The sequence below is a fragment of the Methylophilus aquaticus genome, assembly GCF_030769565.1.
GTDB lineage: Bacteria > Pseudomonadota > Gammaproteobacteria > Burkholderiales > Methylophilaceae > Methylophilus > Methylophilus aquaticus.
In genome coordinates, this window is record NZ_JAVCAP010000006.1 from 59,627 (window position 1) to 71,188 (window position 11,562).

Sequence of the window (11,562 nt, forward strand, 5' to 3'; positions counted from 1 at the left end):
ATCACCCTTGATGGCTGCCAAGGCCACTTTAGCCTTGAAGCTCGCTGCGTGGGTTCTTCGGGTACGTTTCATTGCTTTCTTTCTCTGCTTTCTGCCGCCTATCGGCTGCAAGGTTAAGCAAGAATATCACTTAAAACACTGTCCAGTTTTCCGGGTCCACCTCTGGCGGCTTCACTAACCAATGCGCAAACATAAGCTGCAACCATGGTAAAGTCAGAACAACATGCAGATGCAGTGCCTCTGTATTAAAAGTTCTCAAAAAAAAAAGCACCTAAGTGGTGCTTTTTCCTATTTAAGCAGAGCTAAAAATGCTCACGTGGCATTTCTTTCGCATATCTAGCTAAGAAAGTTCTATTTCTTTTTGGTTGTATCCATTTTGAGTGGTTCAGGTGCTTTGCCCGTTTTTACTCCCAGCGTAATGTCTTTCTTAAGGTTGCTCAATGTTGCTGGTCCTATGCCTTGAACTTGCTCAAGCTCATCCAAGGATTTGTAGCCGCCATTCTTTTTTCTGTAATCAATGATTGCCTGCGCTTTACTGGGTCCAATACCACTTAGACTTTCTAGTTCAGACTGTGTCGCTGTATTAATGTCTACAGCTGCATATACTGATGGAGTGAGAAAAAATACAAATAAACAAAGTCCTAATAATTGCTTCATATTATCTCCTGATCATTAATAAAAAGTAGACCACATTACATAAGGTCTATTTGTATTTTAGTGACAGAAGTTTTACATGCCAGCGCTTTGTGTTTAATTAAATTAAAATATGTTAAATTTCATTTAAAATTGTGTTTAATGCAACAACCGGGTCGCGTGCTTGTGTAATTGGACGGCCAATAACCAAGTAATGAGCGCCTAGATTTAGAGCTTCAGCAGGAGTGACGATACGTGTTTGATCGTCTTTATCTGAATTATGTGGTCGGATACCTGGGGTAACCAGGCAAAAATCTTTACCTAGAGCACTTTTAAGCATGGAAGCCTCCTGTGCTGAGCAGACAACACCATGCAAGCCAGCCTGTTTGGTCAGTGTTGCCAAGGCCAATACCTGCGCGGGTAAGTCTCTGGAAACACCTAAAGAGTGTAGGGTGGCTTCATCCATGCTGGTAAGTACAGTCACGGCAATTAATAATGGCGCAACCGAAATGTTCGCTTTATCTACACCTTCACGCGCGGCTTGCATCATTGGCAAGCCACCACTTGCATGTACATTCAACATCCACACCCCAAGATTGGCAGCTGCCTGACAGGCTTTAGAAACCGTATTGGGAATATCATGAAATTTCAAGTCGAGAAAAACATCGTAGTGCTTGTTAGTAAAGTGTTCGATCAAGGCTGGACCAGCCGCTGTGAATAGCTCCTTGCCTATTTTGAGTTTACACAGGCTCGGATCCAAACGGTCAACCAGTCTTTTGGCTTGATCAGCTTCCGTGAAGTCTAATGCGACAATAATCTTGCTATCTGACATAAAAATATCTTCTTGAGAATGATTTGATATCTGTACAACTTTACTTGCGTTTTAATAAGTTGATATCACGAATTGTTGCTTCGCTAGGCTCCGGTGGTAGAGACTCCCAAGCGTTACAAGCCGGACATTGCCAGTGATATTGCTTGGCACGAAAGCCGCATTGATCGCAGTAATAGGCAGCCCGGTCGCCAATAGCATTTCGCACGGTTTGTTGCATCAACTGCAAATCATGCTGTTCATCATCCAACATGGCTCGGGCCTGTAATAGTTGGTCTAAAGATTTAAGGCTAGGTTTACGAATCAATTCAGTACGTGCCAGTTTTTCTGCTTTCTCTGCACCTTCAGCTTGCAATGTTCCCTCGTAAAGCACGGACATGATACTGCTCAATTGGTAAACTTCTTGATAATGATGCAATTGCGCCAAACCCTCAGGCAGGCCTTTTCTTGCATCAGACTCATCATTGGAGAGTGTCGAATAGCTCTTAAGCATTTTTTGCGCAACCAACCCCAAATAATCAGGCTGTTGCATTTCTATTTTTTTCCAGAAGGCAATAGCCGTCTGGTGATCACCTTGCTGAGCGGATATATCCCCTAATAGGACGTTAGCACGGACACAGTTCTTGTTAGCATCTAATGCTTGCGCTAAAAACGCTTTGGCCGCACCCCATTCCTGACTGATCATGGCATTGGCCGCTAGCTCGCAAAAGTACTGGGCAACTTCCTTGCGGTAAGAAACCCCTGAAGAGCGCTCCAGCTCTGTTGCCATTGCAACTGCTTGCGACCATTCACGCTCTTTGACGTATATATCGAGTAGATGTCGCAAGGCGGCCTGATCATAGCGTGTATTGCGCAATCCCAAAAACAGCTCCTCGGCGCGGTCATACAAGCCAGCTTTAAAATAGTCCTGGGCCAACTCAACTTTAATGGAAGTGGTCTGTTGATCAGTCAGCTCGTAATTTTCTAGCAGATTCAAGTGCAAGTGAATGGCACGATCGGTTTCACCCGTACGCCGAAACAGGCTGCCCAGTACAAAGTGTAATTCCAGCGAGTCTTTGTTGAGATACAAGGCTTCGCTAAAAGCATCCACTGCCTTGTGGTATTGGTCTGCAATCAGCAGATTCAGGCCTTTAAAATAAGTGGCGGGCAGGGAGGTAGACTCTGCAATTAGCTGCTTAATATCGACGCGGGCCGCAATCCAGCCTAAGGTAAAAAATAAGGGCAGGATCAATAACCACCAGTATTCAAATTCAACCAGCATACAAGGTCTCTTTTTATGTTAGGCGCTATTTTACCTAAGGCATCCGGCATACGCCACGACTATCATGATTTTATCGGAAACAAGAAAAACGGCATCTCAGAGAGATGCCGTTTAGTTGTGAGGTTAATGTATTTACTGCCCGATGGCGTCTACGCGGTCGCGTAGCTCCTTGCCCGCTTTAAAGTGCGGAACGTATTTCGCCGGCACCTGAACCTTTGTACCCGTTTTAGGGTTACGGCCCAGCCGCGGCGGCCTGTAGTTCAGGCTAAAACTGCCAAAACCACGAATTTCAATACGTTCACCCGTTGCCAGGTTTTCAGTCATTGCATCAAGGATGGTTTTGACTGACAACTCGGCGTCTTTTAACACCAGTTGTGGAAAACGCTGAGCGAGTAAATCTATCAGTTCAGATCTGGTCATGATCTAAAGCCTTCACTTATTTTTTGCTGTCAAGCTTGGCTTTCAACAAAGCACCCAGGTTTGTAGTACCTGCAGTGGCTTCGTCCATCATCATGTCGTCAGCTTTTGCTTTTTTGGCCTTAGGTTTACCAGCTTTATCTTCGCCAATTGGCGCACTGTTGCCACTTGGATCTTCAGTCAATTGTTTAACGCCCAGAGAAATACGCTCTTTCTCAACATCAATTGCCAGAATCACAGCTTGCAGCTCATCACCTTTTTTAAAGTTACGGATGGCTTCTTCACCTGACTGTGTCCATGACAAGTCAGACAAGTGCACAAGACCATCGATACCGCCTGGCAGACCGATAAATACACCAAAGTCAGTGATAGACTTGATTTGACCTGATACTTTATCGCCTTTGGCGTGGGTGGCTGCAAAGTCATCCCATGGGTTTGGTTTACATTGTTTCATGCCCAGAGACAGACGACGACGATCTTCGTCAATTTCCAGGATCATCACTTCAACTTCGTCGCCCAATTGAGCGATTTTGCCCGGATGAATGTTTTTGTTGGTCCAGTCCATTTCAGATACGTGTACCAGACCTTCAATACCTGGTTCTACTTCAACGAACGCGCCGTAGTCAGTCAGGTTAGACACTTTACCGAACAGGCGTGTACCAACTGGATAACGACGGCCCAAAGCTACCCATGGATCATCGCCCAATTGTTTGATACCGAGAGAAACACGGTTTTTCTCTTGGTCGAATTTCAGGATCTTGGCTTCCACTTCTTCACCAACAGTCAGCACTTCAGATGGGTGCTTGACGCGGCGCCATGCCAGGTCAGTGATGTGCAACAGGCCATCGATACCACCCAGGTCGACAAACGCGCCGTAGTCGGTGATGTTTTTAACGATACCTTTGATAACTGCGCCTTCTGTCAGGCTGCCCAGCAGTGCTTCACGGTCAGCACCCAGAGTGTCTTCCATCACTGCGCGGCGGGAAACCACGATGTTGTTACGCTTGCGGTCCAGCTTGATGACTTTGAAGTCCCACTCTTTATTTTCGTAAGGAGTAGTGTCTTTTACCGGGCGGATATCAACCAGTGAGCCAGGCAAGAATGCCATGATGCCGCTGACAGAAACACGCAAACCGCCTTTAACACGGCTGCTGACAAAACCTTTGACCACGCGGCCTTCGTTCATGGCTTCTTCCAGATCCAGCCATGCTTGCATTTTCTTCGCTTTTTCGCGAGAGAGTTGTGTAGAACCAAAACCATCTTCGAGTTTTTCAATGGCCACTTTTACGAAGTCGCCTACTGCAACTTCCAGTTCGCCCTGGGCATTTTTGAACTCGCTCGCATCAATCACGCTTTCGGATTTGAGGCCAGCATTAACAATCACGAAATCATTGTCTACAGAAACAACTTCGGCGGTGATCACTTCACCTGCGCGCATTTCCTGGCGAGCCAGGCTTTCTTCGAAGAGGGCTGCAAAAGATTCGTTAGAAGAGGTTGAATTAGAAATAGAAGCCATTAAAAAATTGTCCAAATTTTCTCGCCTAATGACAACAAGTTGCCAAGCGAGCCACAGACACCGACAGGCAGTGTGCGATGGATAAGGTTAATAAACGCTGCACAGATGACTGCCTGTACAACACGAACCCGAAACTATACACAAAAAAATTATGCAGTTCAATGACTTAATGCCGTTTTTACAGGTTTAAATGCACTTTTTCCAAGCGTCTAATATCATGGCAACCGCCTGCGCAATGGTCATATGTGTCGTATCAACCAATAAAGCATCCGGTAATTGCTGCAAGGGGGCGGAAGTGCGCTGGCTGTCACGTAAATCGCGCTGCTTGAGATCTTCCAGAATGGTATTGAAGTCAGCCTGCTCACCGCGTTGAATCAGCTGGTCAAACCGTCGCTGGGCACGTGTTTCAACGCCTGCGGTCAAGAACACTTTCAGCCGTGCGTCTGGAAAAACAACGGAGCCCATATCGCGTCCGTCAGCCACCAGGCCTGGCAATTGTCTGAAGTTTTTTTGTGTTTGCAACAATGCCTTTCGAACATCAGGATGTACCGCCACCTCAGAGGCGCCTTTACCCATTTGCTCGCTGCGGATATGCTGACTGACCGCTATGCCATTTAGATATATTTCGCCTGCTTCAAACTGGATATGCATTTCGGCGGCAACCTGCGCCAACACCGGGCCATCAGACCATGCCACCTGCTGCGCCTGTGCCGCGTAAGCCAACAGCCGATAGATTGCGCCAGAATCCAGGTAGTGGAATCCTAGCTGTTGAGCGACGCGATCAGCGACGCTGCCTTTACCAGAAGCAGAAGGGCCATCCACGGCGATGACTGGGATTGTAGGTAGATCACTCATAAGTATTATTTATTATCTTATTTAAAACAATGAATTGGATTTAATGTAAGTGGCTTTGTATCATTCAATCAAGATTGATTGAGGAGTACACCATGATTAAAACATTTTCTTTTGCCATTTTGCACTTTAGTGTTGCATTTACCATCGCTTATCTTCTGACCGGCAGCATGCTCGTCGGCGGCCTGATGGCGCTGATTGAACCGGCTTGCAACACGGTCGTGTTTTACTTTCACGATCGTGCCTGGCACCGTCATGAGCACGGCCAGCAGGCTAAGGAGCCTGATGAACACGAATGGGCCTATGCAGCCTGATTAGCTCGCAATGCTGGCAAACACCTTAAAATAGTCAGGAAATGTTTTTGCCACGCATTTGGGGTCGTTAATAATAATAGGGATACCGGCCAGACTCATCAGCGAAAAACACATAGCCATGCGGTGGTCATCATAGGTATCAATCACTGCATTAGGTATGAAATGCGTAGGCGGGGTCACTTGAATAAAATCAGCCCCTTCGACCACGGTTGCACCAAGCTTGCGTAACTCTGTGGCCATGGCTGCAATGCGGTCGGTTTCCTTAACGCGCCAACTGGCAATATTACGCAAGGTGCTTGTGCCATCAGCAAACATGGCCATGACTGCCAGCGTCATGGCTGCATCTGGGATATGGTTGCAATCCAGATCGATTGCACGCAGTTTTCCAGTCAGTTCTGCATGCACGTGATTTTCACCGTAAACAAGCTTTCCGCCCATGCTTTTCGCCGCTTCGGCAAACTGGATATCGCCCTGTATGCTTTGTTTACCCACGCCATTGACCGTTAAATCTCCGGCCAAAATACCTGCGGCAATGAAATAGGATGCACTGGATGCATCCCCCTCCACGTAAATGTCTTTGGGGGATTGATACTTGGCATCAGCAGCAATGTGAAAATATTGCCAGCTATCGCGCGTGACGCAGACGCCAAAGCGCTGCATCAGGTTGAGCGTAATTTCAATATAGGGTTTGGAAATCAACTCACCAACAACTTCAATGGTCGCCGCCTGACCAGTCAACGGCAAAGCCATCAACAAAGCCGTTAAAAACTGGCTGGAAACATCGCCCCGGATTTTTATGGGCTGACTGACATCCAGTTTGGCTGTAGAAATTTGCAGGGGAGGGTAGCCTGCATTGCCCAGATAGGCGATTTCGGCACCGGCCTGACGCAAGGCATCGACCAAATCACCAATTGGCCGCTCGTGCATGCGTGCGACGCCATGCAAATGGTAGTCGCCTCCGGCCAATGCCAGTGCAGCTGTCAGCGGCCGGAAAGCTGTCCCTGCGTTGCCCAGAAACAAATCTGCCTGTTTATTGGGGAATTTGCCGGCACATCCCGTGACAACCCAGTCATTATTCCCCAAATTTTCCAATCCAACGCCCAATGTTTGCAAGGCTTCGAGCATGCGCGCCGTATCATCAGAGGCCAGTAAATCCCGAATAGTCGTCACCCCTTCGGACAAAGCAGCCAACAACAGTGTGCGGTTAGAAATACTTTTCGAGCCGGGCAGGGTGATGCTGCCTTGCGCACGATGATAAGCGGGTAAATGCAATTGTTCCATATCAGGATAATCGTTCAATTATTAGGATTTAGACTTGGCCCAGTCAGTGCGGGTCTGGCTGGCATTGGCAAACAACTGATACAAACCTTGCGCATCCGAGGCTTCAAGCAGTGCAGCCATGTCGCTCAATGCGCGCTGGTAAACAGTCAATTCATCGAGTAACGCAGTTTTGTTGGCCAATGCAATATCCCGCCACATTTCCGGGTGACTGCCCGCAATACGCGTAAAATCTCTAAAACCGCTGGCCGCAAATTTGAATAACTGTTCCGCATTGTCACGTCTGGCAAGGTCATCCACCAACGCAAACGCCAGTAAATGGGGCAGATGGCTGACGGCTGCAAACACGGCATCATGGGCTTCAGGGCGCATAGTCGAGACCAAACCACCACAGCGCTGCCACAAAGCAGTGACTTTCTGGACGGCTTCAGGCAGGGTATGGTCATTAGGCGTTAAAATGATGTTTTTGCCGACGTATAAATCGGTGAGCGCGGCACCGGGGCCACTTTTCTCTGCGCCAGCAATCGGATGTCCCCCCACAAACTGGTGAGCCATGACGCCAAGTTCGGCTTGCGCATACACCATCACATCACTTTTGGTACTGCCCGCATCGGTAATGACCGTACTTGAAGTGAGATAAGGTTTAATGGCGCGCAAAATCACCGGGGTTTGCGCAACAGGCGTGGCAATCAATACCATATCAGCGTCTTGCATGGCATGCGCGATGTCGGTTTCTGCCCGATCAATCAAACCCAAAGACAACGCTTCCTGCAAGTTGCCCGCTGAGCGTCCCACGCCGACAATCAAGGGAGTATGTGTGCCTTGTTTGAGCGCCAGCGCCACAGAGCCGCCAATCAGACCCACACCAAAAATGACTAACTTGTTGAACATAAAGCAGGTAAATTCATGAATAGCCAACATTGTAACATGGCAAGCAGAAGCCACTGTGCGGCAGTATTTGGTCAGCACACCATAAGCGCGTATAATAAGAGGTTGCTTTGGGGCTGACCAGGTTTCGACGTGGGTTGCAAAGCAGTGCAGGGCATACCGAGGATTCAGGTTCCCTCGTAAATCCATCTGAACAAGTATAGTCGCAAACGACGAAACTTACTCTTTAGCCGCTTAATACCGGCTGAACGCTGCACCGAAGAGCCTCTCGGTCGGGCCGGGTAACCGGCAGCAGCGTCATTTAGAGAGGATCGTGCTGTATTGGGTTGCTTAATACGGCATTAAACTTAAGGCAACTCGCTAGCCATCTGCTTGCTCGTTGGTGGATGTCTGGTTAAATTTAAACAACACAGCTAAGTATGTAGAACTGTCTGTGGAGGGCTTGCGGACGGGGGTTCGATTCCCCCCAGCTCCACCAAAGTGAAGTATTCTGGAGACCACTCCAGACCAAACAAAACCATTGTTAATCAATGGGTTATTGAGCGTAAAAGAAAAGGCCATCCTGTCTGGGGTGGTCTTTTTTTGTCTCCATTTGGGCACAAATTAGCCACATTTAGTCACACTTTGGTCACAAGAATTGGTGGCCATAATGATTGATTGGATAACTGCAATTATCCCTTGCCACCATGATGAAATGATCGTTGGCGGTTATGTGGCCTCTATCGACCTTAATGGTGAAATCGAATGGCAAGTTCATAAGAAACAACAAGTCCGAGGCTCTCATGAAGCATCATTAAATATAAAGTCATTCGATACTAAAAACATTCTCATTGATGGCAACGTTGCTAAGTGGCTGCAAGGCCACAATTTATTCGGTTCAGATGATTTGATTGGCCTCGTATATGTTGCGATGCTTCGATTAGTCAAAATTTTCAACTTAACACCAACTGAGCAAGATATTGAAAGCTGGATAAATGGTATTTATCAATTAAAGCGAGTAGATTGCACCGCTATGTGGGAACTGCCTAGACGCCATGATGTTAGAGCATGGTTAAGAGCGGCTGAAATGCAATCTAAAAGCCGGCATGGGCGGCCTATCACCACAGGCAGCACTTTATACTTCGGCAAAAATTCACGGCGCTGGTCAGTAAAGTTCTATTCTAAAGGCGACGAACTGGAAGCAAGAAATCACAAGCTACCTGATGAAATTGATCAGCGTGACAATCTACATAAATGGGCTGATAATAAACTTCGTGGTGAGTTAACACTAAGAAGCATTCAGCTTAAAGAAAAGCAGCTTAGTATTGCAGCTCAGTGGAAATTTGATACACCAATTGAACAATTACTGGCTTACATCCAAACCCTAAACATGTCCGAGCAATTCAATATTACCGATACAGATTTAGAGGGGCTCCCAGCAAGATTGATTGCTGTCTATAAACTATGGAAAGAGGGCGAGGATTTACGCGCTTTATATCCTAGAGCTTCCTTCTATCGCTATAGAACTGAGTTGCTTAAACGTGGTATCGATATTGCAATTAGGCAACCATCCAAACCCGACAATGTTATTCCTCTTGTTCGAGTACTTCGGCCTGAAGCGATTGCCCAAGTTCCTGACTGGGCTATCGGAACATCTTTGTATTTTGAACCAAAATTAAGAGAGTCTTAAATAAATGACCGATATAAATATTGTTAACGATGCTGAATCATATAGGCATCATTTCGATAATATTTTTGTAGGTGGCATACCAAAGTTTTTTACTGAGGAAGCAGCATTTCTTAGTTTCGTAAGCATGCTTACAGCAATCGAGGCATTGGCCGGATTAATGGCGCCGAAACAAACTACAGGCGAGAGATTTCAAAACTTCATTAAACAGTATTTCCCGCCCGAATACTCACCTATTACTGAAAAGCTATGGGCTTTCAGAAATACAATGATTCATTCTTTCAGCCCTGGCGATTGCCTCATTTCATGTCACACATCAAGGCTGCATTTGAAAGATGTCAATGGCGCATTATTTTTGAATGCGGAGAATCTATTTGGAGCTTTCTTACACGCGTCTAATGCCTACTTTGATAAGTTAGAGAATGACCAGCAGCTTAAAAATAACTTTGTTTTCAGAATAAATCAGATTGGTGGCGGCGCACCGGTCTCATATGCAATTCATGATAGCCGAGTTAGTTAATCACCTTTTTATAAACTCAAATAGCTAACTTTCTGAAACCTCCCCATAGCTGAACGCGACACTGCGGCGCGACGGGGACCCGATGGTTGGCAGCGGGCAACGCGGACGGCCAGCGGGGGAGAGCGCGAATTCAGCGCCCCTTAAATGTGATAAGTGCAGGGTCTGTAATACTACTCTGCTTTCTGCTGGAGAAAATCCTTTGTGGGTCGCCCAGCAAATGGGTCATAAGGATTGGGGCATGATTCGTAAAAGATATGGTCGCTGGATTCCTGAAGTAGATAGCTCAGCTGGTGGTAAAGTTATGCAGTTTTGGTCACAAATTAGTCACAAGGATATTACAAGTGCTTGATTTAATTATAATCACCGAAAGTTCGATTCCCCCAGCCCACCAATTACCAAAACAAGAAGTATCAAAACACCTCACAAACCCGCGTTAATGCGGGTTTTTTTTTGCCAACCCTCTATATAGTTTTTTCGCAATTATTAAGATGTAGCCACCAGTATGAGACTTTAAACAAATTAGACATTAAATTACTACTTAACTAAAATGGTATTTTTTGTTATATTTTATTAAAAAAATAAATGAATGTGTTAATTAAAATTTAAGGGGTGGGCGAAATTGGACAAAAATAGGGAAAATAAAAGGTTATTATCAAAAAGCTATCTAAACTGGTATCTACATGTCGGAAAGCACTTAGGGACTCTGTCAAAAAGTAAAGCTATCCAAATAGCAGGAGTAAAAAGACTCACATTCAACAAGTGGTTAAACGGCAAGGCTGTCGTGCCAATCCCAGTACTAACCTTGTTAAGACTTCATTCATTTGGACATTGTTTACAAGCTCATAGAATAAAGTATAAAGATAAGCATCATTTCAAGATATTAAATAGCAATATTTCATCTGTTGAAATTAAATCATTATTTTATTGGCGGCATGTTTTACTTGATGAGCTACCTTTAATAAATTGCCGCAAAATTTTCAAAAAAATTGATTAATTATTATATATAGGCCTGATGTTGAAAACGGTAGTTCAAAAGTGGAGTTAAAAATATAACAGAAATTACACTTCTCCTTAACTTACAGTTTTTCGCATAATGTATATTATGTTAAATGGCCGCAATAGACGTAAACCACGCAAACCGAGAAAATACCACAAAATAGATGACGGTGGACATTTAGTTTGAAACATTGAGACATTTGGTTTGAAACAAAAATCGCACCAAATAAAAAGCAAACTAACCATTCAATGAAGCAACAATATTCAATGCGTTTAGAGGTGGCCCCGTTTAGTTGGACAGAATCTTTGAAGTTTTAAGTGAAATATCTTGCGATTCTGTTTAAGCTGCCTTGGGTGTTGCGGGCAGGTGTTTAAAGTAAAACTCATCCGGC

The 11,562-nt window shown here is 45.6% G+C and carries 11 protein-coding genes and 1 other RNA gene; 4 read left to right on the forward strand and 8 right to left on the reverse strand.

All coding sequences use genetic code 11. From position 1 onward, the window contains the following. Nucleotides 1-351: 351 nt before the first annotated feature. The 6 genes from Q9291_RS03990 to cmk all read right to left on the reverse strand — a co-directional run bounded on the left by Q9291_RS03990 (nucleotide 352) and on the right by cmk (nucleotide 5,511). Nucleotides 352-657: a ComEA family DNA-binding protein gene (locus tag Q9291_RS03990; protein ID WP_306388712.1), complete on the reverse strand. Its 306-nt coding sequence runs from the start codon at nucleotides 655-657 to the stop codon at nucleotides 352-354. Between the two features lie 112 nt (nucleotides 658-769). Further along, the gene (pyrF, locus tag Q9291_RS03995; protein WP_306388713.1) at nucleotides 770-1,465 is read right to left on the reverse strand and encodes an orotidine-5'-phosphate decarboxylase; all 696 of its coding nucleotides are present in this window, start codon (nucleotides 1,463-1,465) and stop codon (nucleotides 770-772) included. Between the two features lie 40 nt (nucleotides 1,466-1,505). Next, nucleotides 1,506-2,723 carry a lipopolysaccharide assembly protein LapB gene (gene lapB, locus Q9291_RS04000; RefSeq protein WP_306388714.1) on the reverse strand — a complete coding sequence of 406 codons (1,218 nt, stop codon included), beginning with the start codon at nucleotides 2,721-2,723 and terminating at the stop codon, nucleotides 1,506-1,508. A 132-nt stretch (nucleotides 2,724-2,855) separates the two neighbouring features. Beyond that, nucleotides 2,856-3,143, reverse strand: a complete 288-nt coding sequence (locus Q9291_RS04005) for an integration host factor subunit beta (protein WP_306388715.1) — start codon at nucleotides 3,141-3,143, stop codon at nucleotides 2,856-2,858. A 16-nt stretch (nucleotides 3,144-3,159) separates the two neighbouring features. Beyond that, nucleotides 3,160-4,656: a 30S ribosomal protein S1 gene (gene rpsA / locus Q9291_RS04010; RefSeq protein ID WP_306388716.1), complete on the reverse strand. Its 1,497-nt coding sequence runs from the start codon at nucleotides 4,654-4,656 to the stop codon at nucleotides 3,160-3,162. A 186-nt stretch (nucleotides 4,657-4,842) separates the two neighbouring features. Continuing rightward, nucleotides 4,843-5,511, reverse strand: a complete 669-nt coding sequence (gene cmk / locus Q9291_RS04015) for a (d)CMP kinase (protein ID WP_306388717.1) — start codon at nucleotides 5,509-5,511, stop codon at nucleotides 4,843-4,845. Nucleotides 5,512-5,603: 92 nt separating this feature from the next. Between cmk and Q9291_RS04020 the strand changes: the two genes are divergently transcribed. After that, on the forward strand, nucleotides 5,604-5,822 hold the full coding sequence (locus Q9291_RS04020; protein WP_306388719.1) for a DUF2061 domain-containing protein: 219 nt from the start codon (nucleotides 5,604-5,606) through the stop codon (nucleotides 5,820-5,822). On the opposite strand, the gene aroA is transcribed toward Q9291_RS04020, so the two are convergent. After that, entirely contained in the window at nucleotides 5,823-7,103 is a 1,281-nt protein-coding gene (gene aroA / locus Q9291_RS04025) for a 3-phosphoshikimate 1-carboxyvinyltransferase (protein ID WP_306388721.1), read from the reverse strand. Between the two features lie 21 nt (nucleotides 7,104-7,124). Beyond that, nucleotides 7,125-7,991 carry a prephenate dehydrogenase gene (locus Q9291_RS04030; protein ID WP_306388722.1) on the reverse strand — a complete coding sequence of 289 codons (867 nt, stop codon included), beginning with the start codon at nucleotides 7,989-7,991 and terminating at the stop codon, nucleotides 7,125-7,127. A 109-nt stretch (nucleotides 7,992-8,100) separates the two neighbouring features. On the opposite strand from Q9291_RS04030, the gene ssrA reads away from it, so the two are divergent. The 3 genes from ssrA (at nucleotide 8,101) to Q9291_RS04045 (ending at nucleotide 10,174) form a co-directional block, all read left to right on the forward strand. Beyond that, nucleotides 8,101-8,466, forward strand: a transfer-messenger RNA (tmRNA) gene (ssrA, locus tag Q9291_RS04035). 171 nt (nucleotides 8,467-8,637) lie between these two features. Next, entirely contained in the window at nucleotides 8,638-9,657 is a 1,020-nt protein-coding gene (locus Q9291_RS04040; RefSeq protein WP_306388723.1) for a phage/plasmid replication protein, II/X family, read from the forward strand. A 4-nt stretch (nucleotides 9,658-9,661) separates the two neighbouring features. Continuing rightward, complete coding sequence (locus Q9291_RS04045) at nucleotides 9,662-10,174, forward strand: hypothetical protein (protein ID WP_306388724.1); 513 nt, start codon at nucleotides 9,662-9,664, stop codon at nucleotides 10,172-10,174. Nucleotides 10,175-11,562 lie beyond the last annotated feature (1,388 nt).